We start from the raw sequence: 23263 nt of genomic DNA, 5'->3' as shown, positions 1-23263 counted from the left end.
AAATGAGATCTGGATTAAATTTTATGGAAACTCAACTTCTTGTTAACTGCCGAGCATTCGATGGCAGGAGTTTGAACGGTACAGTTACATACTGGCACTTTTTGCTGCTGATCCTGATTGCTGCCGTATTGTTCACAGATTTTGGCAATGACTTATGCTAATAATTGACTCAATATGCAAATTTTCGGTGTTGTTGTATGAGCTTTTGACCTTCGGATTATGATCCATTTATTGAAGCTGCAGTGGATTTATCGTCAAACGACAGAAATAGTCACATGGAGTCTGATAGACCTGTTAATAAAGGTGATGCGATTGGGGTCATCCAAATCTCATTTCATTTAAAAAGGCCTGTTAGATGCACAATCTTGTAAGTTATGGCCATTTTATGGCAATCATTGTCGAAAATAGCGAAAAGACCCACTTAGTCTGGTGCGGTATGATTATTGAACAGACAAGTACCCTGTAGGTACTGATGTTGGTGGTTAAGGTTTTGCTGGAGGTTGTATGGCAGAGTTGCAAATTGAAAAGTCCACGGTGATCACCCAACTCGAGGGCTCCGTGTTTGTCATCAGTGCAGATGGATCTGTCAGACGAGCAAAAGTGGGGATGGCATTGCAGCCGGGGGATCGCCTGCAAGCTGCCCAAGGGGGCCACTTTCAACTAGCCGAGCCGGGCAGTGAGCCTGCTGGTGAGCAAGATATGGCCGCCAAACCTGAGCCCGCCACACCTGCTGCTGATGGGCAACCGGCCGATCCGGAACTGGCCTCGTTGCAAGAGGCGATCCGTCAGGGTATTGACCCGACCGAATTGTTCCAGGAGACCGCCGCCGGTAACGCAGCCGCCGCCGATAATATCGGTGGTGTAGCCGGTTCCAGCTCGGGTGGATTTGTGGTGGTCGATCGTACCAATGACGCCACCCTGGCCGAGGCCGGTTTTGATACCGACCATGCGGTGCAACCTGTTGGCGATGAGCTGCTGTTTTCCGAAGAGCGCGATTTCTTTGCTGCCATCACCATCACCGAGCCCCAAACCAGCGACAACATTATCAACGCCGATGAAGCGGCTGGCGTCATCATTCGTGGTGTGGTGGATGATGTGGAGGTAGGCCAGCCAGTCACTGTGACTCTTATCGATCAGGCGGGAAATTCACTGACGGTGACGACAGTGGTGCTGCCCGGCCTGGTGTGGGAAGCCAATTTTGGCGATGTGACCGGCAAGCTGGTGGATGGCCCGTTGCAGATTGTGGCCAATACCCTGGATCAGGCGGGCAACAACGCCAGCGATACCGGACAGACTCTGCTCGATACCATCACCACCATTACCCTCGATCTCGCCGATGAGAGCGACACCGGCGCCAGCCAGACTGATGATCTGACCCGCGACAATACCCCGCTGCTGCAAGGGAAGGGGGAGCCCGGCGCCACCGTAACCCTGAGCCTTGGCGGCAGCGTGCTCACCGTCCTGACGGTGGATGCCGCCGGTAACTGGCAATATCAGCTGCCGCAGACCCTGGCCGATGGCCAGTACCAGTTTCAGGTCAATTCCGTGGATATTGCTGGCAACCGCGCCAGCGATACCCTCGTTATCAATGTCGATACCCAGGCCTTTATCGATATCGATGATCTCGATTCCGCAGCCCTGTTTGGCAACAGCAGCGCCACCCTGAGCGGCTCCACCAGCAATGTGGAGGCGGGTCAGAGTGTCATCATCACTCTGGTCGACAGCAATGGCCAACTGCTGTTGACCACCTCGGCACAGGTCGGGGCCGATGGCCGCTGGCAGGTATCAGGTCTTGATCTCTCCGGGATCAAGCAATCCTTTGAAGTGCGTGCCAGTGTCACCGATCTGGCGGGCAACAGTGCCAGCGATGGGGCGCCGCTGATCGGTCAGAGCGAGACCCTGACGCTCTCCGAAGCCGGATTGGCCGATGGCCCGATCACCGCGACCGGCAGCCTAAATACCGGTGCTGGCCAGGATGGCAATCTGCAAGTCCAGTTCGCCGCTGATCAGAGTGCCTTGGAAGGGCTGGGGCTCGTCAGCCATGGCGCGCCCCTTGGCTACATCATCAACGGTCAGTCCCTGACCGCCAGTGCCGGTGGGGCGACTGTCTTCACCCTGACCCTCAACAATGACGGCAGTTACCGCATCGTCTGGAGTCAGAGCCTGGATCACGGTCAGGACGCGTTGCGCCTGCCGTTTAACCTCGAATATCGCGATAGCGACGGCGATCTGGTGAAGGCGCCGCTGGTGATCAATCTGGTGGACAGCAATCCGCCCAGCTTCGAGATCCCGGCCATTCCTCTGACTGAAGATGCCTTTACCAACGGCGCAGCCGTAGTGGGCGAGAGCAGCTTTGTGGTCAAACACGGTGTCGATCCTCTGCTGGTGGATTCGTTGGTGTTCAGCAATCAGAGCAGCACCCTGACTACCCTCAACGGATCGGGTCTTGCCAGCGATGGCCATCCGCTGACCTTTGAGTTTGCCAATGTTCGCACCCTGGTGGGTTACTACCTGGATGGCAGTGGCAAACAAGTGGAGGTACTGCGTGCCGAGCTGAAGGCGGAGCAGCAGGGCAGCGATCTGGTTGGTCGGGTGGAGGTCACCCTCACCGGCCCGCTGGATCACAAGGGCAGTGACAGCCTCTCCCTCGGCTTGCAGGTGAGCGCCAACGAGATCGATGGCGACAGCACCAGCGCCAACCTGACCCTGACCGTCAATGATGGCAGTGATCCCGTATTGGGCGTCGACAAGGGGGTCGCCCTGCAAGAGGGGGGCAACCAGAGCATCGATGGTCAGCTGCCGGTGACGGTGGGCAGCGATCGTCTGGTCTCCCTCCACTTTGAGGCCAGCCAACCTGCGTTGGCGGGGCTCACCAGCCAGGGCAAGGCGACGAGTTACGAGGTTCAGGACAACCGGCTGATCGTCAAGGATTGGCAGGACAAGGCAATCCTCACCGTGACCATCGGGCTGGATGGCAAATACAGTGTCTCCCTGACCGGGGTGTTTGACGAGCCGGAAGCGACCAACAGCCTCAACCTTGACCTGAAGGTACAGGGCTCAGATTTTGACGGCGACAAGAGCAACCTCGGCACCCTCAATATCACCATTACCGACGGTGCCTTGCCGCAGGTTAATCCTGTCTCCCTCACGCTCACCGAAGATAGCAACTGGCAGCAGGGCCAGACCCTTAACGGCGATCTGACTATCACAGCGGGCAGCGATCCGCTGGCCAGCATCACTTTCGATGCCAAACAGCCGGGGCTGCAAGGGTTCACCTCTGGCAAGCAGGCCGTGACTATCACGGTGGCTGACCATCTTATTGAGGGGCGTACCCCAGATGGCAAGCTGGTGTTTGAGCTGACCCTCGGCAACGATGGCAAATACAGCTTTACCCTCCATCAACCGCTGGATCAGGGCAGTGCCGACAGCCTGCTCAAGGCGGGCTTTACCCTGCTCGACAGCGATGGTGACAAGGTCTCATCAACCATCACTGTGGCGGTGGGGGATGGTGCCAATCCGACCATCTCCGCCGTGACTGGCACCACTATTACCGAGATGGCGCAAGGGGAGACGGCTGCCGTCAGCACCATGAGTTTCTTGGTCGCGCACGGCAGTGATGCCCTTGACCCTAACTCCCTCGGCTTTGATATCGCCACCATTCAGAGAACCCTGACCGGACTCACCAGTCACGGCAACCCGATCACTTTTTCCCTCGATGCCAATGGCCAGCTGGTCGGAACCGCCGGTGGCCAGGTGGTGCTGCGCGCCGAGTTGAGCCTGGTCGATAACAACGGCAACTGGAGCGTCACCGCCAAGGTCACCCTGAGCGGCGAGCTGGATCACAAGGGGAGTGAATCCCTCAACCTGCCGCTGGCCGTCACCCTGGCCGACAAGGATGGCGATCGCATTGGTACCACGTTGCCGCTCACCATCGTGGACGGCAAGGCGCCGAGCTTTATCCCGGGCACCGGTGTAACCCTGGATGAGGGGAACCTCACCGGCAGCAACAGCCTGAGTCAAACCGGTCACTTCGATGTGCAAGCAGGGTCGGATCGGGTGGTCGAAGTGGTGTTTGCCGATGGCAGCGAACAACCTGCGCTGACCGCATTGGGTAAACCGGTGCAGTACGAGCTGGTGGATGGTGACCCGCTGATCCCGGGCAGCCAGCTGCTCAAGGGCTATGTGATGGTGGATGGCCTGCGGGTCGAAGTGTTCGAGGTCAAGCTGGTTGGCAGCCTGGATCAGGCGGGCAAAAACGGGTTTGACTATCAGGTCACCCTCTATCAGGGGCTTCATCAGGGCTCTAACGCCGTGACCGAGCTGCCCATCAAGGTGATCGTCAACGACTACGACAAGGCGGGCGGCAACAACGACAGCACCAGCGGCACCCTCAATATCCAGATTGGGGAAGGGGAGAAACCAACCCTCACCCTGACTGGCGTCACCTTAAGCGAAGGGCGTTTCGATGGCGCCAACTCGACCACTGATGACCAGCAGGCGAGCGGCAAGATCACCATCAAGGCTGACTCGGATCCGGTGACCGATGTACGACTGACCCTCTCCGGTCAGGTCATGGATGCCAGCGGCAAGCCCATCACCCATAACGGCGAAACCCTGACCTGGAAAGCGGTTGGCACCGATGGTCACACCTTCCAGGCGGTGACCAGTGGTGGTCTGGTAGTGATGACGGTCTCCATCCCCACAGTGCCCGCCACCATCGCCGCTCACACCAGCGCAGAGATCGGTTATCAGGTAACGGTGCATACCAACCTGGATCACGGGGCAGACAACAAGCTGGAGCTGAATCTGCCGGTCGAAGTCACCGACAGCGACGGCAGCAAAAATCAGGGCACCGCCACTGTCACGGTGACTGATGGCATCAACCCGATCATATCCGCCATTGAACCGGTTCGGGTCGAGGAGTCTGATCTCGATGCAGTGAACGGTCAGCATCCGGGGACCACACCAGCAGAGAGTGGAGAAACCGATAGTGGCAAGGTGACCATCACAGCCGGTTCGGATCGGGTTGCCTCCCTTGAGCTGGATGTGGCTGCATTCAATCAGGCCAATCATCTCACGTCGGGTGGCAAAGCGGTTACGCTGGCTGCACACAGCACCGGCTGGTATCTGGCTACGGCCGAGGGGGGCAAACCCGTTTTCTGGGTCCACCTCGATGTTAACGGCAGTTACAGCGTCCATCTGGTAGGCCAGCTTGATCACGGTGCACAGGGCAAGGATGAGTTGACCATCGAAGTGCCGCTGTTTGTCACCGATCATGATGGCGATCGCAGTCCGAACGTCAGCGTGACCGTGACGGTGCAGGATGACATGCCTATCGGCACTGTGCTGGCTCATACCCTGAGCGAGGGGAGCAGTACCGTGACCGGCGATCTGCTGCCTACCGCCAATGAAGGTGCGGATGGTGCCCGTGTCGAGTCGATCACCATCAATGGCCAGACGTACGCCATCAATGGCTCTTTGATACAAGATGTGATGAGCCCCGATGGCAAGCAGGTGATGGGAACCCTGACCATCTCTGCCGATGGCTCCTACTCCTTCAAGCCTGCGGCCGGTTTCAATCACGACGCAAGTCAGCTCAGTCAGGTGGTGACAGCCCATCTGGTCGATGGCGATGACGATCGTGCGGACAGCACACTGACCCTCAATCTGCAGGATGAAGCGGTGCGCTTTACCGTTAGCGCAGCCATTGGTAACGAAGATCAGGGGGCGCAAGACCCGAGGCAGGGTATCCCTATCAACATGCAGCTCGATATTGGCGATTTCGATCGCGGTGAGCATGTGGATCAGTTGCTTATCCAGGCGCCTGCCAATGCCCATGGCACCTTCTATTACAACGGCGTTACCCTCACCACCACGGCTGATGGCAAGTGGTTTATCGTGCCGCCAGCGGCCATGGTGACCAGTGATAATGTTCACTACACCACTCAGGGGGTGACCTTTGTGCCTTCAAGCAACTGGTCGAGCTGGAGCAATGGCGGTCAGCCGCTGCACTTCCAGGTGCAACTGCAGGTCGGTGTCACCGAAGGGGCGGCACCTGCGGCTGTAACGGGCGATCTGGCTGTGACGGTGCGCGGCGTGGCCGACAAGCCGATGTGGGACACAGCCAACACCACTCGCCACTATGACACCAATGAAGACAGCACGGGTATCAAGCTGGACGTCAAGGCGAGCCTGACTGATACCGACAGATCCGAGACGTTGACCTATCAGATCAAGCTGGAAGCGGGCAAGGGAACCCTGATGCTCGACGGTGTCGAGCTCAAGCCAAATAGCAATGGCATCTACACCGTTTCGGCAGGCAACATCAACAAGGTGACTGTGGTTCCGGGCGAGGATTTCAGTGGTGATATCAAGCTGTCGGTGACGCCGATCAGCACCGAGAAGAACCCTATCGCTCAGGGTCAGGGCACGGCGCAGGGAGACAAAATTGATCTGGTGATCAACGTCACTCCGCAGGCGGATGACGCCAAACTCACCGTGCGCGATATTCAGGGCAAAGAGGATACCTTGCTCGATCTGGGCAGCAAGATTGCCCTCGCCCACCTGGGTGACACCACCGATGGCTCCGAGCAGCTCTTTGTGCGCATCAGCGGCCTGCCCGCCGGGGCGACGCTGCTGCTCGGGGGCATTGCCGTCAGCCAGAATGCTGCCGGGTATTACGAGGTGCCCTTGGAGCGCATCAATGAGCTCAGGCTGCTGCCGCCCAAAAACAGCAACGTCGATTTCGATCTGACCATCAAGGGCGTGGTCAAAGACAGTGCCACCCTGACCGATGCCAACGGCCAGACCCATACCGTGGTGAACGAAAAGGAGACGGGCTCCCAGACCATTCATGTGGATCTGGTGGGGGTGGTGGATCAGCCCCATTTCGAGCTTGGCAATACCGGCTGGGAGGTAGAGGGGACAGGCTATGCCACCACAGTGGGCGAAGATGGGCGGGCGCCGCTCAACTTTATCCTCACCTCGGGCGAGTGGGTCGATACCCCGCACGACACTTCCGAGAGCCTCAACGTGGTGTTGCAAGGGCTGCCGGAAGGGGCCCGGGTCTTTGATGCCAATGGCAAGGAGCTGACTCTAACTTTTGCCGGACTCGATGCCAGCGGCAAGCCAACCTATCAGGTCAATGTCTCCGATTTTGGCAACCTGCTTATTCAGCCGCCCCATAACAGCACGGCGGATTTGAACCTGATCGCCAAGGTGGTGGTGACCGAGAACGATGGCGACCACAAGAGCTTCGATGTGCCGCTGCATATCAAGGTGGAACCGGAGATTGACGCCACCGACTACAGCAAGACCAGTCATGGCCTGGAAGATCAGTTCACCGTGCTGGACTGGCATCCGACCCTTACTGACGGCGCCGAGAAAGTCACGGCGCTGAGTCTCTCCGGGGTGGAAGATGGCTACCAGATCTGGCTGCGAGTCGGCAGTGTCGAGAGCCAGCTGACCGTGGTCAGTGGCAAGGTCACCCTGACCGCCACCCAGCTCGACAGCCTGCTCAACGGGGGACAACTGCTGGTGAAGGCGCCGGAGGATAGCGATCGGGATACCAATATCCAGAGCCATGTCACCGTGACCCAGCACGATGTGGATTCGGGAGCCGTGGCCGAGAAGGTGATCGATGGCAATCTGCATGTCGATATCCAGGCCGTGGTGGAGTCCGATGGCAAGCTGGTGCAGAGACCGGCGGCCCGCTGGTAGGTCAGGGCGGTGCCGATATCGATCTGGCAGGGCGTTTCCTCTTTACCGACCTCGATCCCTCGAGCGTGGAGGAGATCGACTATCTGGTGATTAACCTGCCGGTGTTGAACGGTGGCGCAGGCGATCAGTTTGTGGTGATTGGCGGTATCAACAACGGTAACGGCAGCTGGATCGTGCCGGCGGGCAATCTCGGCAGCTTCAAGTTGCATGCGCCGGACGGGGTTGTCGGCAAGGTCGAACCGATCCGCATCGATGCCATAGTGATCGACCGGGGCGATGATGGCGATGCCAGTGCCCACGTCAAAGTGAGCCTGAAAACCAGTGCCGAATTTGAGAACACGCCAGTGACGCCCAAGACTCCGGCGGCGACTGTCGACATCGATGACAACGCCGTGCTGGTGGGCAAGGAGGATATCCGGGTTGACTTTGGACAGCAGCTCAAGAAGGTGATCCATATCGGCGTGGCCGATCAGGGCAGCGACGAGGTGACTATCGTCCTCAAGGGGCTGCCGGCAGGTGCGACCATCAGCGGCGCCGAGCACAACATCTCGACTGGTGAATACGTCATCAAGGTGCCACCGTCACTGGCGGGCCTGGAAGGGTTGACCCTTGGCTTGCCACAGGACTTTGCCGGTTCGCTCAATATCGAGGTGAAGGTGGTGAATACCGATACCGCCAGTGGCGACATCAAAGTCGACAGCAGCACGGTTAGGGTCGATGTGACCCCCGTGGTCGATGTGAATGGTGGTCGTGGCGAGCATCCGGAACTGACACTGACCGTGCAGGACACCAACCAGGACGGGCAGCCGGACAATCTGGAAGATAGCAAGATCCACCTCGATCTCTCGGTGAAACTGGCTGATATCAGCCCGAGCGAGGCTGACGGAGGTGTCGAGACGGTGAAGGCGGTGACCATTAGAGTCGATCCCAAGTTTGGCTATTTCCTAGTCGGCGACCAGCCACTGACCACATTGGTGGTCAACGATGTGGCAGCGCTTAAAGATCTGGTGTTTGTGCCCAAAGAGCACTTCAGCGGTCAGGTGCCGCTCGACATCAAGGTCGATATTGTCGATACCGCGCTGGTCGGTGGCCAACAGGTGACCGACAGCGGCAGCTGGAGCGGGCAGGTCGGCTTTGAGGTGAGACCGGTCAACGATCGGGCCCAGCTCTCGGTGCACAGCGTCACGGGGAGCGAGGATGGCACGGTCAACCTTGCCGGATTTGGCGCAACCCTAATCGATAACGATGGCTCGGAGCAGATCGTCGCGCTGCAGATCAAGGGGGTACCGGATGGCTTCACCCTGTCGGCTCCGGCGGTCAACAATGGTGGCGGCGTCTGGCAGATCCCGGTGGGGACCGATTTCTCCAAGCTGACCCTGATCCCGCCAGCTGATTTCAGCGGCACCGTGGATCTGTCACTCAGCGCCTTTACCTTGGACAAGGGGCTCACCATCCCGCTCGAAACCAGTGGCAGCTTTACCGTCACCGTCAATCCGGTGGGGGATGCCCTTATCGCCGACATTCAGGGTCAGGCGAGCGGTACCGAAGGGGATGTGATTACTCTGGATCTGGGGCTGGAGACCCGGGATACCCAGCCAACCGGCGGCAGTGCGGGTAATGTGCATGAGAACAAGCCCGAGCAGGTGCGGGTCACTATCGAAGGGGTGCCTGATGGTGCCGAGATCCGCTTGCCAAATGGCGTGGCGGGGACGGTTGTTGATCTGGGTGGCGGTCGCTGGCAGGTCACTACCGAGGGCGGCAAGCTGGGTACGGTCGAGCTGGTGACCAATGATGCCAACGGTGCACTGGATCTCAAGATCACCGCCCAGAGCCTCGACAACGGCGCCCTTGGCCCCGAGGTCAATGGCACCATCCATGTGGATGTAAGCCCGGTCAACGATGCGCCAATCAACGTATTGCCAACGACCCCTCAGGTCGCGCAGGAAGATCAGCCTTTCGTCATCCACGGTTTGCAGGTGAAAGATGTGGATGCGGGCAACAGCCCCATCAAGATCACCCTGTCGGTGGAGCATGGCACCCTGACGCTGCCTGCTGGCAGCGGCGTGACGGTGGTCGGCAACGGCACCGGTTCGCTGGTGCTGACCGGCACGCTGGCCGATCTCAATGCCTTGCTATCTGGTGGGGTCACATATCAGGGCAACAGTGATTTCTACGGCAATGACGCCCTGACCATGGTCACCAACGATCAGGGGAACACGGGTAGTGGCGGGGCACTCAGCGATACCGATGTGCTGCCCATCGAAGTGCAGCCGGTCAACGATGCCCCGGTCAATCAGCTGCCTGGCAGCATGACGGTGAAGGAAGATGGCTCCCTGTCGCTCTCCGGTGTCAGCGTGAAGGATGTGGATGCAGGCAGTGCGCCTGTCTCCATGGTGCTGCGGGTCGAGCATGGTGTGCTGACCTTGCTGGGCGCAACCGGCGCCGTGATGGTGCAGGGGGCGGGTACCAGCGAGATCACCCTGGTGGGGTCGCTGGCTGATCTCAACCAGTTGCTGGCAAGCAACCTGCACTATGAACCGGCCAAAGATTTCTGGGGAGAGGATACCCTTACCGTCACTACCTCCGATCAGGGCAACACTGGTACGGGTGGCCCGCTGAGCGACACCGATCAGGTGACCATCACTGTCACTCCCGAGCCGGATATGCCGGGTCTGACGGTGGATCAGCATGCGTTCCATGCCTTGCAGGGGGCCGTTATCCCCCTTGGCATCAATGCCAGCGTGGTCAATCCGGCAACCGGTGAGCTCTCCATCCGCATCAGCGGTCTGGATGGGGCGCAGGTGCAGGACGAGCATGGTCAGATCGTTGGTCATGCCGATGGCAATGGCGACTGGCTGATCCCGGCCGATCACTCGGTTCCGCTCTACTTCAGCGGTTTTGGCGACGGTGACCATGTGCTGGGGATCAGTGCCGAGTCGAGTGTCGGCGGCTCAACCGTCAGCACGCCCCTTGAGACCATTACGGTGCACGGCCAGAGTGGTAATGAGCTGGTCGGTTCCGATCAGGGGGATTGGCTGTTTGGTTCCTCCGGCGATGACCGTCTATTGGGGGGGCATGGCAACGACATCCTCACCGGCGGGGCTGGCAGCGATCTCTTCGTCTGGCAGCACGGGGACGAGGGGAGTCTGGGGCTGCCCGCCATCGATACCATCACCGACTTCCATCCGGAGCAAGGGGACAAGATCGATCTGGCTGACATGCTGCAAGGGGTCACTGGCAATGGTGTCGATGATCTGCTCAAGCATCTCTCTGCCTCGGTGACCACGGGGAGCAATGGCCTGAGCGATGTGAATCTCTCGGTTTCACCCGCTGGTGATGGCCAGATAACCCAACAGATCACCCTGAAGGATGTGGACCTGACCAGCTGGAATCTCACCAGCACCTCGTCCCACGATATCCTGCAGAGCATGCTGGAAGATCAACATAGCCTGATCATCCAGCACCCCTGATAGCGAGCGTGAAGCGTAAAAAAGAAGAGCCGGCAATTGCCGGCTCTTTGTTTATCTCTGCGTGGATTGTTTTTTTATACGGCCGCAAGGGCCGGAGTAGTCAGGCCAACGCCTGTGCCAGCAGGTGGATCGGATGCTCACAGCGGAAGCTGGTGCTCATCTCGATCTGCCATTTGCAGGTCTCGCAGTCGGTGATCACCAGATCGGGGGAGAGGCGGTTGATTTGATCAAACAGCCCCTCACCGATGGTCTGGCTGGTCTGGTAGTTCTCCGACTTGAAGCCGTAGGTGCCGGCGATACCGCAGCACTGGGACTCCAGCACCGTCACCTTGACCCCGGGAATGGCGCGCAGCAATTCGAGGGTGTAGATGACGCCCCCCATTTTTTCCATGTGGCAGGGGGTGTGGTAGGCGATGTGCAGATTGAGCGGCTTCATCGCCGGTTTGTTGCCCTTGTAGAACTCGTTCCACAGGAAGCGGGTCACCAGCGAGATGCGATCCCGCACCTTGTGGTTGTCCTGCTCCAGCAGGTGGGGATATTCATCGCGCAGGGTAAAGCCGCAGGTGGAGGAGGTGGCCAAGAGCGGCATCTCGTTGCCCAGCAGGGAGTTTTCCATCTGCTTGATGTTGAAGGCCGCCTGTTGCTTGGCCTTGTCCATGAAGCCGTTGGCAATCAGCGGCACGCCGCAGCACTTCTCCCGCTCAAGCAACTGCACACCGATGTTCATGGCGTTGAGCACCTGTACCAGCTCCTTGCCAAGCTGCGGGTGGTTGTAGTTGACATAGCAGCCGTGGAAGTAGGCGATCTGCCGCGCAAAGCTGGCCTGAGTCTCTTTCTGCTTTTTGTACCAGCCGCGGAAGGTGCCTTGGGAGTATTTGGGCAGATCGCGGTGGGATGAGACCCCCAGCGCCTTGTCCAGCACCAGCTTCATCGGCTTGAGGCCGGTGGTGAAGTTGACCACCGGCGCCATCAGGGTAGACATGCTGCCCATCAGATCGGTGTGGGAGAGCACGAACTCGCGGATCCCCGGTTTGAAACCGCTGTACTGATGCTTGGCCTTGGCGATGATGTCGCCGATGCGCACTCCGCTCGGGCAGGCTACTTCGCAGCGTTTGCAGTTGGTGCAGTGCTTGAGGGCGCTATCGAACAGCTCGGGGCTCTTGATGCGCAGCCGCTCGCCATCCGGGCCCGCCTGTTTCGGGCCGGGGTAGGCGGGGTTGGCCTTGGCCACCGGGCAGTAGGCGGTACAGACAGTGCATTTGATGCACTGATCGAAAGTTTGGTTGGCATGATCCAGTAGCATGTCAGTTCTCCTCCCGGCGATGATGAAGACACGGGATATGGGACGTAGTAATCATTGGGCCGCGCCCAGAATATGGCCGGCAGCCTGCCAGCCGGTGGCAACGGCAACGCCGGAGCCGGAACCTTCACGAATTGGGTCGTAATGGGCCAAGACACTGCCCGCGCCATAGAGGTTGGTGAGCGGCTTGCCGCCACGCAGCACTCTGAGCTTGTCGTCGGTCTTGACCCCGAAGCCCATAAAGGGGTGGTGATCGAACAGGCGGCGACCGGCCCAGGCATCGCGTTCCTCCAGACTCAGCACATCGGCATCGAAGATGGGCTCGCGAATGCCGCGCAGACGGGACTCCAGCCCACGGCTGAAGAAGCTGCCGGAGGCGAGCACGAAGTTGTCCGCTTCAAACAGCTGATCATCGCCATTCTGGGTATGTACGCCGACCACCCGGTCACCGTCGTAACGGGCGCCCAGCACCCGCTCGCTGGTGAGGAAGGTGCCACCAAGGGCCATAAAGCGGCGCTTGAGCGCCTCCTGCATTCTCATTCCGATCAGAGACGGCGGCATGGTGGCCACCTCCTTGATGGTGCAGCCGGTACGCTGCTCCAGCTCCGTCAGACGCGGGCCTACCAGCCCCAGCGAAAGACAGGCGGGCAGCACGATATGGCGGCAACCGGGTACACCGCTCTCCTGCACCATGCGGCTGATCTCGCGGGCCAGATCGGCCACCAGATGGTGCTTGTCACACAGGCGCGCGATATCGGCTGAGCGAAACTCGTGGGGATTGCGGCTGAATTCTGCCAGCTGGGGCAGGCGGATTTCGCCGGTCAGAATGCGGCAGTGGGCAAAACGCGGATGGGTCGCCAGATTGGCGGCAGCCAGTGCCGGATGAAAGTCGCGAAAGCCCTCGAGGGTGGCCAGCAGCAGTACATCCGGGATCGGTGCATCGGTGACACAGGCGCAGGTATCGGGGGAGAGCCAGGTGCGCTTGAGGGTACCGATGGGGGTCAGGCGCTGGTGATTGGTCTCGTGGCGAACCAGCGGCAATCCCTGTTCGGCGCAGTGGCGCTGCAGATCGGCCAGACTTGCCTCGATATTTTGCATTCCGACTTTGCTGTAGGGGTGATCCGGATGGGCAGCCATAAAGGCGGGCAGGGCGGCGCGGGGATCTCCCTCGCTTTCGAGCAGATCGACCGAGCCGGAGGAGAAGTGCAGGGCACTCTGGCCGGAGGCCATCAGCAGGGTCTTCTGGCCCGCCTCTACTAGCCGCAGGGCGGCCGAGAGTCCCGCCATGCCACCGCCGATAACGATATTGTCAAACTTCATGACGGCTCTCCTTGTGAGTGGTCTCGCTGGTTGGGTCGCGTGGGGTATCGGCGACCAGCTGTGGCGCCGTCCATTCCCCCAGGCCAAACAGCCCTTCGTAGATCCAGTAGGTGAACTCGGCCTCGCGCAGGGCATCGCCCCACAGAACGGGGCGGGTTCCCTTGTAACGCTCCTCAAGGAACTGGCGCAGCATGACGCAGGCCTGACGGCCATCGGCCTTGCCGTACTCCTGCATCAGACCGGCGGCGCGGTAGGCGCAGAGCTCGCCCTGACAGGGGCCCATGCCCAGACGGGTGCGGCGGCGCAGATCGATGAGGTTGTCCACATCCAGCTCGCGCAGGGCGTATTCGATTTCACCTGCGGTGACCATTTCGCACTCGCAGATCAGGGCGTTGGCCTTGGGATTGTCACGGAAGAAGGCGATGACCCGCTCGCCGTGGCGGTATTGGGCGGAGCCTTCGACCGGCACCGAGAGACCGGGAGCGGAGACCTTCTCCGGATCCCGCGAGCCAGGCAGGCTCAGCTCGGCGGTCTGGCAGGGTTTGTTGTTACCGAGTTTCTTGGCCAGCAGATCGGTGGCCCACTCCGCCATCAGGCGGTAGGTCATCAGCTTGCCGCCGGTGATGGTGTTGAACCCCTTGAGACCATCGCGCTCGGCGTGATCCAGCAGCACGATACCGCGACTGATGTTGCGGCCGGTGTCGTCACCGTCCACCGCCACCAGCGGGCGAACGCCGGCGTAGGCGCGCAGCAGACGGGTGCGGGCCATGATGGGAGCAAGCTTGATACCTTCGCGCAGCAACACTTCGACCTCTTCGGGTTCGACGGTGAGCTGGTCAATCTTGTTGTAATCGATGCGGCTGGAGGTGGTGCCGATGAGGGAGATGGTGTCGCCCGGCACCAGAATGTCCGCATCCGCCGGTTTGCGAGCACGGTTGAGCACCAGCTGGTTGATGCGGTAATCCATGATGAGCAGGGAGCCCTTGGCCGGGAACATGCGGATGCCGAGATCGGCGTATTCGCAAATTTGCTGGCCCCAGATGCCGGCGGCGTTGATCACCTCCTGACACTCCACCTCGAACGCTTCGCCGGTGCGGGTATTGATCGCCTTGACCCCGTGCACCCGATCTTGTGTGCGCAAGAGTCCCAGCACCTTGCAGTGGGTGAAGATGCGGGCGCCATGTTCTTTGGCGTCCAGCACGTTGGCTGCAGCGAGGCGGAACGGATCGACCGTACCATCCGGTACATGGATGGCGCCGATCATCGCCGGGTTGGCGTTGGGCTCCATGCGCAGGGCTTCACCGGGATCGAGCTGGCGGGTTTCGATACCGGCCAGGGCGCAGGCATCCATAAAGGTGGTTTGGAAATTGATGTCATCTTCCGGCAGGGTGAGGAAGAGGCCGCCCGTGTCCTCGACACAGTGGCTGGCAATCCGCTTGAGGATGCGGTTTTCCTGGATGCATTCGCGGGCGGACTCCTGATCCGTCACCGCGTAGCGGGCACCGGAGTGGAGCAGGCCGTGGTTGCGGCCGGTGGTGCCGGCGGCGATATCATCGCGCTCGAGCAGGATGCAGTCGATGCCGCGCAGTGCGCAATCGCGCATGATGCCGGCCCCTGTGGCACCGCCGCCTATGATGACGACTTGTGTAGTTATTCTTTTCATTGTTGCCCGTCTCATCTCTTCCAGATGAGGCCAGTGTGGCCTACTTCTGAGTGAAAATGTTTGATATGGGCCAAATTTGCGCTCGCAAACGCTCATTTGCTCGCGCGTTAATGAGCATTATGTGACATTTGTCACGCTTGTTATCGCATCGGTTGATGGGCTGGTGGCGAATGGCAGACACAAAAAAGGGGCATCGGATGCCCCTTGTCACTGTTTGACGAGTCTGGAGGGTGTGTTATGGGTCAGCCGCAGCACTTCTTGTGCTTTTTGCCGCTGCCACAGGGGCAGGGATCGTTGCGTCCCGCCTTGAGGGGGGCCGGATCCTGCTCCCCCTCGGTGTAGACCCAGCGCCCCTGATAACGCACGAAGCGGGAACGCTCATGGAGGCAGTGACGCTCATCCCCCTCCAGAAACCAGGCTTTGAACTCCACCATCCCGGTTTCATCCTCCGGACCGCCCTGGCTGGCGATGATCTCGAGACCATCCCAGCGGGTGTCGATGCGTGAAAGCTCTTCGGCGGTGAGACCGCCAAGGTGGGCCGGGTGCCAGCTATGGACCAGATACTCCCCCAGACCGAGCACAAAAGCGCTGTAGCGAGAGCGCATCAGCTGTTCCGGGGTGTCAGCCACAGCGCCACTGTGACGTGAGCCACAGCACAATTCGAGAGAAAGGGTTGAGCCACAAGGACAAAGATTCATGATTTTCACGTTCTGGCCGATTTGTTTAAGGGAATTGTAACGAAAGCTGGGCTCGCCCTGCCAGCACCTATACTGATGGGTAAGCAAGGAATTCCAATAAAAACAGCTGCAAGGATGTGAAAGATGACGCTAAAGCAGAAAATCCTGTTACTGGGTGCAGTACCCGTGCTGCTGATGGCCCTAGTGGTCAATCTCAGTAACTACATGGTCTCCAAGAGTGATCTGGAGTCTGATCTGGTGGTGGCGAGGGAAAATGCCATCAAGGAGCGTAAAGCGCTGCTCAGCAGTTACATCATGATGGCCAAAACCGCCGTCGATGCCGTGTATTCCCTGCCGGATTCACCGGAAAATCGTCAAAAGGTCAAAGAGTTGCTCAGGCCGCTGCGTTACAGCAGTGACGGCTACTTTTTTGTCTATGACTTCGAGGGCAACACCATACTGCTGCCGGTACGTACCGAGCTGGAGGGGAAAAACCGCTGGAACGACAAGGATGCCAAGGGCAAATTGCTGATCCAGGAGATCCTCAAGTCGGCCCGTCAGGGGGATGGTTTTACCGAATACTGGACGGCCAAGCCCTCTATCGGGCGCGATGCTCCCAAACTGGCCTTTACTCTGGTGCTGGACAAATACCAGTGGGCCATTGGTACCGGTTTTTATATCGATGATATCGACAACGAGCTGGCGGCCTTGCGAGCAGAGCGCGAGAGCAACATGCATGCCTCGTTGCAGAGCAGTGTGCTGGTGATCCTGCTGATCCTAGGTATCACCCTGGCGGCGACCGTCATTGTGGGCAATCGGGTCACCAAGCCGCTGGCGGATGCGGTACTGGCATTGAACGATATCGCCAACGGCGACGGTGATCTTACCCAGCGGCTCAAGGTGCAGAGCCAGGACGAGATTGGTCAGCTGGCCAGCGCCTTCAACCGCTTTGTCGAGCGGATCCAGTCGGTGGTGAGTCAGGTGGGCGAGACCAGCAACCACCTCTTTAGCGCGGTCGACAAGCTGCACCATCTCAGCGAGCACTATGACCATCAGATGCAGGGCCACAGTCGCGAGACCGATCAGGTGGTCACCGCGGTGACAGAAATGAGCTCCACCGCGCAGGAGGTGGCGGCCAGTGCCTCCAATGCCGCGACGGCAACCAGTGATGCGGCCCGTGAATCGGACGCCGCCCGGGGTGTGGTGAGCGGGGCCATCAACAGTATCAACCGGCTGGTGGGGGAGGTGCATACCGCCTCCGGCGTTATCGAGCAATTGGCGCAAGAGACCGCCAAGATTGGCTCTGTGGTGGAGGTCATTCGCGGCATTGCCGAGCAGACCAACCTGCTGGCGCTGAACGCCGCCATTGAGGCGGCCCGTGCCGGTGAGCAGGGGCGCGGCTTTGCGGTGGTGGCGGACGAAGTGCGTTCGCTCGCGGGTCGTACCCAACAAAGCACCAAGGAGATCAACGAGATGCTGCAACGTCTGCAGGGCGGGGTGAAGCAGGCGGTGGAGGTGATGCAGGCGAGCGAGGATCGCAGCCAGGAGACGGTGCAGGAGGCAAGCCATATCGCCAGCTCCCTCGACAGCATGGTGATGGCGGTCAGTACCATCAACGACATGAACATCCAGATCGCCACCGCCGCCGAGGAGCAGCACGCGGTATCGGAGGAGATCAACAAGAACCTGGTGGCCATTCAGCAGATTGTCAGCGAGCTGACCAGCGCAGCGGTGGAATCCAACAGCACCACCCGGGATCTGGCCAGTACCGGCGACAAATTGCGCAAACTGGTATCGCAATTCCGTTATTGATCTTGTAATGGTCCGTGACGGCAACCACAAGATGCGGCCTGACCCCCGGTTCAGGCCGCACTTTATTTGGGGATTGACCAATAATGTGTGAAAATTGCCAGCCTCTTTTTTTCAGCCTTTGCCCCATACCCTATGAATGAGATCGTGAAAGGTAGTATCGATTTGATCCGGCAGCTCAACTACGGCCTGGTCTATGCCAGCCTGGAAGAGCACAAGGAGCTGTCGCGTACCGATCTCTCCCGCCTGACCGGCCTCTCGCCTGCCAGTATCACCAAGATCACCCGGGAACTGCTCGATGGGGGTCTGGTGGTCACCTGTGGTGAAAGTTCGGTGGGGCGCGGCCGTCGCCAGACCTTGCTGCGCATTAACGAGCGCCGCTTCCAGTTTCTCTCCATGCGTCTTGGCCGTGGCTACGTGGATATGGCGCTGTTTGACTTCTCCGGTCGCTCGCTGGCCCGCCAGCGCCACCTCTTTACCGAGGAGGAGCGCGCCGATCTGCTGGGCAGTCTGGTGCACGCCATCAAGGTGTTTTTGCCGAGAAAATCTCTCAGTCTGGCCTGTATCGCCCTCTGTCTGCCGGGTCAGGTAGAGCGCCACTCCGGTATGGTCAAGCACTTCCCCTTCTACGATCTGCGCAACTGGCCCCTTGGCCCGACTCTGCAACAGGCGTTCTCGGTACCTGTGCTGGTGAGCGGTGACGTGCGCACCTGGATCCAGGCCGAGCGGGAGTGGGGTGCCGCCAAAAATTGTGCCGATGCGGTGCTGGTGTTTGTCCACAACGACATCGGGGTCGGCATGGTGGTCAATGGTCAGCTCATCGAGAGCGAGAATGCGCTGCTCGGGGATCTCAGCCACCTGCAGCTCGAGCCCTATGGCCAGCGCTGCTACTGCGGCGGTTTTGGCTGCGCCTGCACCCTGGTGACCAATCAGGCGCTGGAGGCGCAATACCGGGATCTGCGCGAACGGATGCAGGAGCACGACTTGCCCGAGAGCGTCACCATCCGCGAGCTGTGCGAGCTGGCGCTGGCGGGCAACAGCCTCTGTCAGGATATTCTCCATCAGGCGGCGGGTCGTCTCTCCAAGGTACTCTCCAATCTCATCTGCCTGCTCAATCCGGGCAAGCTGCTACTGGGGGGGAAATCACCCGTGCCGATCGGCTGCTGTTCCCCATGCTGCACCAGTCGCTGGCCAGCCAGTTGCCCGCCGAATATCTGGTGCGGCTGCAGATTGAATCCACCCACTTCTACGAAGATCCCACCAAGCCCACTTCGGTGCAGGTGCACAAGGCACTGCGCGATGGCAGCCTGTTGCTGGAGCTGCTGCGCAGCTGTCAGGAGTCGTAAGGCAAGAGGAGTGGGCACTGCATCTGGCGAAAGGGGCAGGGATTGCTGTTCCGCCAGCGCGTAACTCGGTACAATCTTGCGCTTTTCCGGCAGCCCCCTGTTATCGCGCCCTATGGCGCCGTGACATGTTGGCACCGCTGCCGTTCCTGTTTTGACTCCAGTTGTGAACCTAGATGAAGCCTGTTCCTGATCACGCCGTCAACCGCCTGCGGGCCTGGCGCAAGAGTATCTCTACCCGACCGTTTCTTGCCCGTGGCGGCACCCTGGCCCGCTGTCCGGCCTGTCAGCTGCGCGAGGACTGGTGTGCCTGCGAGTGGCGCCCCGAGCTCAAAGCGGAGGCCGGTTTCTGCCTGCTGATGTATGACAGCGAGCCGATGAAGCCCTCCAACACCGGTCGCCTCATCGCCGATGTGTTGCCGGATACCACCTGGGCCTTTCTCTGGTCACGTACCCGGCCCCATCCCGAGTTGCTGGCCCTGCTGGCCGATCCCGCCTGGCAGCCCTATGTGGTCTTTCCCGCTTGCGAGAAGGAGCCTGCCCGCCTGACCGGCGAGGTGACGCTGGCTCCGGGCAAGAAGCCGCTCTTGATCCTGCTCGACGGCACCTGGCCGGAGGCGCGCAAGATGTTCAACAAGAGCCCCTACCTGGACGGTTTTCCTGTGCTCGCCATCAAACCCGATGCGCTCTCCACCTACGGCATGCGGGTGGCCAACAGCGAGGAGCACCTCTGCACCGCCGAAGTGGCGGCCTGCGTGCTGGAAGTGGCGGGAGAGCTCAAGGCAGGGCTGGCACTGCAGCACTGGTTCAACTTGTTCAGCAGCCGCTACATGGCCGGTCGGGTCAGCCGTTTCCCCGGTGCCGATGAGGATCATCTCTGTGAGGCGCTGGCGGCCATCAAGGAAGCGAACGTCGCTTCAACGGCTTGCTAACGGGCCCTCTGAGCTCAAATCAATGAAAATCAGGAATCAATTGGCTGCCACTGTTTCGTTAGATTCATGGTCAGTGGCTCGCTAGGATAGCGGACAGTCTGTGCCCCCCGCACAACGTCGTTTTGGTTATCTCCGGTTGCTCCTTCGGGCAACCCACTCTCGTGAGGTCTATGGATGGAATTGGAACTGGTTACCCTGTTTGCCCTGTTTGGCGTGGCGCTTGTCGCCGGCTTTATCGATGCCATCGCCGGTGGCGGCGGCCTGCTGACGGTGCCGGCCCTGCTGGCCACCGGCATGCCGCCGGCGCTGGTGCTTGGCACCAACAAGCTGCAGAGCAGTTTTGGCTCTTTCTCCGCCACCTGGTTCTATGCCCGCAAGGGGCTGCTTGAGTGGGCCATGATCTGGCCTGCGGTGATCTGCACCTTTATCGGTGCGGCCATCGGCACGCTGGCGGTGCAGACCATAGACGCCGCCATTCTCGAGCGCCTGCTCCCTTTCCTGCTGATGGCTTTTGCCTGCTACTTCTACTTCTCGCCACGGGTAAGCGATGCCGAGAGCTCCCGCCGTCTGACTCCCATGCTGTTTGCGCTGCTGGTGGGCGGCGGTGTCGGCTTTTATGACGGCTTCTTCGGGCCGGGCACAGGTTCGTTTTTTGCCATCGGTTTCGTGGCGCTGGCGGGTTTTGGCATGGCGCGCGCCACCGCCCATACCAAGCTGCTCAACTTCACCTCGAATATCGCCTCCCTGCTGTTCTTTGCGCTCGGTGGCAAGGTGGTGTGGAGTGTTGGTTTTTGCATGGCGCTGGGGCAGTTTATCGGCGCTCGCTTTGGCTCCAAGATGGTGCTGAAAAAAGGGGTGAAGCTGATCAAGCCGCTGCTGGTGACCGTCTCCCTGCTGATGTCCGCCAAGCTGGTCTGGAGCCAGTATCCGGAGCTGTTTGTCTGGATCTGATGTGCGCCTTGCTTGCCGCATCGCAATTGTTAACGGGGCCCTTGGGCCCCGTTGTCATATCTGGTGGTTTAAACGGCTAGCTCGGCGTGTCGCTGCGGTGGCGAAAGTGTTGGTGCAAGGCGCTCACCAGCCTGGCGATCCGCTCTCGCTTGAGGCTGTTTGGCCGGTAGACCAGATGCAGGGGGCGGCCCAGCCCGGGCAGTGGGCGGGCCATCTCCCCCTGTTCTCCCACCAGCCCCAGTAGGCCAGCGGGGAGCAGCACAGGGCCAATGCCTGCCTTGGCCAGTTCGATGAGCGCAAGATAGGAGTCGAGCTCCATGGCGGGCTCCAGCCCCAAATCAGCCAGCGGTTCGCGCAGGTAGCGGTTGGAGGGGTTCTCCAGATCCATGGTGAGGATCTTGCGCCTGCTTTCTGCGCTGGCTGGCGGCAGGCTCTGCTGCGCCTCGCCCACCAGATAGAAGGGCTCCTCAAGCAGCAGATCGGCGCCGAGGCCATGGCCGGGAGGGAGCCGACCGGCGCAGATGCCGAGCAGGGCATCGCCGCTGCGCACCCGTGCCAGAATGACCGGCGTGTGGTGGGTAGAGAGGGCAAGGTGGGGATCGCGCTCCAGATAGTCGCGCATAAAGTGGGCGAGATAACCCGCCAGCAGGGTTTCAGAGCAGGCGATGGGGAGGGGGCTCTGATCCGCCAGATCCTGGCTATCGGCCAGTACCCCCTTCATCTCGGCCAGACTCGGGGCCACTCGCTCCAGCAGCTCCTGCGCCTGCGGGGTGAGGCGGATCTGGCGCCCCTCCGGCTCAATCAGCTTCTTGCCAAGGCGCTGCTCCAGCTGGGCAATGCGCTTGCTCACCGCCGACTGGCTGATATAGAGGCGACTGGCCACCTTGGCCATGGTTCCTTCACTTGCCAGCAGGCTCAGCGTCTCCAGCCCTTCCAGTAACATCTCGCCCCCTTGTTTATCGCCATCAGGATCGTCACAGATTGATCAGCGCTACCTTAGGGGCTGACTGGCTAAGGAGCAAGGGTCGTTTGCTGCCTTGGCCGGTCGAATGCGCCACTCGCTCAAGGGCGGCGCGAAGATCACCAGATTGCCGATGAGGCTGATCACCACTCCGGCCACCGAGACCGGCTGCCAGACAAAGCCTTCATAAAAGGTGGATAGGGTAAGCGCCACTAGCGGAAAGAGCACGGTGGCGTAGGAGGCCTTGCTGGCACCGATGCGCCCCACCAGCGTCAGATAGGCGGTAAAGGCGATCACCGAGCCAAACAGGGCGAGGTAGACCATGGCTGCCAGATAGTGGCCATCGGTCGGTACCATCAGTTGCTGCCCGAGCAATATGACCCAGCCCAGCAACAGCACCACGCCGTAAACCATGCCCCAGGGTACCAGTTGCAGTACGTGGTAGCCGTGGCGTTGGCCCCGGGCCGAGACCAGATTGCCCAGCGAAAAGCAGAGGGTGCCGCAACAGGCGAGCAGCAGCCCCTTCCAGCCGTTTGCACCCAATTGCGCATCTGCCAACACTGGCCAGAACAGCAGCAGGGTGCCAAAGAGCCCCAGCAAGGAGCCTTGCAGCCAGCGCAGGGTGGGGCGCTTGCGCTCGAACAGCCAGAGGTTGAGGCCGTTGAAGATGCTGGCACTGGCAAAGATCACTGCCGACATGCCGCTCGGGATATAGCGGGTGGCGTGGTAGAAACAGAGAAAGTTGGTGGAAAAGAGCAGGGCACCGAGCAGTGCGGCGTAACGCTGGCCGTGCCAGGGGAGGCGTGGAAAGCGGCCGCTGGCGGTGAGCAGGGCAAACAGTGCCACCGCCGCCAGCAGGAAGCGGTAGAGCACCGACACCTCGATGGGAATGGGGCCAAGTTGCCAGGCGATGGCAATCCAGGTGCTGCCCCAGATAAGCACGGTGGCAAGATAGAGCATCAGATTCATCACAGTTCCGGTGAGTCAGGGAGAGATGACCCACTATGGGGCGAGCCCTGATGGCTGGATTGCACCATCTTGCGGTTTTTCATCGCCTTGCGCTGTCATCTGCGGGCGCGGTCGGTAAGATGGATGGCAGCGGCATAATATGTACACCG

9 protein-coding genes and 2 pseudogenes are annotated in these 23263 nt (G+C 60.2%); 5 read left to right on the top strand and 6 right to left on the bottom strand.

From position 1 onward, the window contains the following. Positions 1 to 504: 504 nt before the first annotated feature. Positions 505 to 11189 (top strand): annotated as a pseudogene (locus tag ACTG19_RS03040) (retention module-containing protein). A gap of 100 nt (positions 11190 to 11289) precedes the next feature. Here the strand turns inward: ACTG19_RS03040 and glpC are convergent. The 4 genes from glpC to ACTG19_RS03020 all read right to left on the bottom strand — a co-directional run bounded on the left by glpC (position 11290) and on the right by ACTG19_RS03020 (position 16170). Next, complete coding sequence (gene glpC, locus ACTG19_RS03035; protein ID WP_236294136.1) at positions 11290 to 12492, bottom strand: anaerobic glycerol-3-phosphate dehydrogenase subunit GlpC; 1203 nt, start codon at positions 12490 to 12492, stop codon at positions 11290 to 11292. A gap of 51 nt (positions 12493 to 12543) precedes the next feature. Continuing rightward, complete coding sequence (gene glpB, locus ACTG19_RS03030; protein WP_421209282.1) at positions 12544 to 13809, bottom strand: glycerol-3-phosphate dehydrogenase subunit GlpB; 1266 nt, start codon at positions 13807 to 13809, stop codon at positions 12544 to 12546. After that, positions 13799 to 15472 (bottom strand): anaerobic glycerol-3-phosphate dehydrogenase subunit A, encoded by a 1674-nt coding sequence (glpA, locus tag ACTG19_RS03025; RefSeq protein ID WP_421252236.1) that lies wholly within the window; start codon positions 15470 to 15472, stop codon positions 13799 to 13801. The genes glpB and glpA overlap by 11 nt, the downstream gene beginning before the upstream one ends. A 242-nt stretch (positions 15473 to 15714) precedes the next feature. After that, positions 15715 to 16170 (bottom strand): YchJ family protein, encoded by a 456-nt coding sequence (locus ACTG19_RS03020; protein ID WP_075115082.1) that lies wholly within the window; start codon positions 16168 to 16170, stop codon positions 15715 to 15717. Positions 16171 to 16293: 123 nt separating this feature from the next. Here ACTG19_RS03020 and ACTG19_RS03015 point away from each other — a divergent pair, with 123 nt between their 5' ends. The 4 genes and pseudogenes from ACTG19_RS03015 to ACTG19_RS03000 all read left to right on the top strand — a co-directional run bounded on the left by ACTG19_RS03015 (position 16294) and on the right by ACTG19_RS03000 (position 21184). After that, entirely contained in the window at positions 16294 to 17961 is a 1668-nt protein-coding gene (locus ACTG19_RS03015) for a methyl-accepting chemotaxis protein (RefSeq protein WP_139406894.1), read from the top strand. A gap of 132 nt (positions 17962 to 18093) precedes the next feature. Next, a pseudogene (locus tag ACTG19_RS03010) lies at positions 18094 to 19304 on the top strand (ROK family protein). Positions 19305 to 19477: 173 nt separating this feature from the next. Continuing rightward, a complete protein-coding gene (locus ACTG19_RS03005) occupies positions 19478 to 20233 on the top strand; it encodes a tRNA-uridine aminocarboxypropyltransferase (RefSeq protein ID WP_439988717.1) in 756 nt (251 codons plus the stop codon). Between the two features lie 174 nt (positions 20234 to 20407). Next, positions 20408 to 21184 (top strand): TSUP family transporter, encoded by a 777-nt coding sequence (locus ACTG19_RS03000; protein ID WP_124929336.1) that lies wholly within the window; start codon positions 20408 to 20410, stop codon positions 21182 to 21184. Between the two features lie 76 nt (positions 21185 to 21260). Here ACTG19_RS03000 and ACTG19_RS02995 read toward each other — a convergent pair whose 3' ends face one another. Both ACTG19_RS02995 and ACTG19_RS02990 read right to left on the bottom strand, forming a co-directional pair. After that, positions 21261 to 22127 (bottom strand): LysR family transcriptional regulator, encoded by an 867-nt coding sequence (locus ACTG19_RS02995; protein ID WP_439988716.1) that lies wholly within the window; start codon positions 22125 to 22127, stop codon positions 21261 to 21263. A gap of 48 nt (positions 22128 to 22175) precedes the next feature. Next, the gene (locus ACTG19_RS02990; RefSeq protein WP_439988714.1) at positions 22176 to 23114 is read right to left on the bottom strand and encodes a DMT family transporter; all 939 of its coding nucleotides are present in this window, start codon (positions 23112 to 23114) and stop codon (positions 22176 to 22178) included. Positions 23115 to 23263 lie beyond the last annotated feature (149 nt).

Origin of the sequence: Aeromonas sp. 3P (assembly GCF_051919745.1) — a bacterium.
GTDB lineage: Bacteria > Pseudomonadota > Gammaproteobacteria > Enterobacterales > Aeromonadaceae > Aeromonas > Aeromonas veronii.
This window is presented reverse-complemented; position numbering and strand designations above follow the sequence as displayed.

What these genes read in the sequence shown, in the direction of transcription:
- glpC (WP_236294136.1), bottom strand. Translation starts at nt 12,492, where the DNA reads ATGCTACTGGATCATGCCAACCAAACTTTCGATCAGTGCATCAAATGC.
- glpB (WP_421209282.1), bottom strand. Translation starts at nt 13,809, where the DNA reads ATGAAGTTTGACAATATCGTTATCGGCGGTGGCATGGCGGGACTCTCG.
- glpA (WP_421252236.1), bottom strand. Translation starts at nt 15,472, where the DNA reads ATGAAAAGAATAACTACACAAGTCGTCATCATAGGCGGCGGTGCCACA.
- ACTG19_RS03020 (WP_075115082.1), bottom strand. Translation starts at nt 16,170, where the DNA reads ATGAATCTTTGTCCTTGTGGCTCAACCCTTTCTCTCGAATTGTGCTGT.
- ACTG19_RS03015 (WP_139406894.1), top strand. Translation starts at nt 16,294, where the DNA reads ATGACGCTAAAGCAGAAAATCCTGTTACTGGGTGCAGTACCCGTGCTG.
- ACTG19_RS03005 (WP_439988717.1), top strand. Translation starts at nt 19,478, where the DNA reads ATGAAGCCTGTTCCTGATCACGCCGTCAACCGCCTGCGGGCCTGGCGC.
- ACTG19_RS03000 (WP_124929336.1), top strand. Translation starts at nt 20,408, where the DNA reads ATGGAATTGGAACTGGTTACCCTGTTTGCCCTGTTTGGCGTGGCGCTT.
- ACTG19_RS02995 (WP_439988716.1), bottom strand. Translation starts at nt 22,127, where the DNA reads ATGTTACTGGAAGGGCTGGAGACGCTGAGCCTGCTGGCAAGTGAAGGA.
- ACTG19_RS02990 (WP_439988714.1), bottom strand. Translation starts at nt 23,114, where the DNA reads ATGAATCTGATGCTCTATCTTGCCACCGTGCTTATCTGGGGCAGCACC.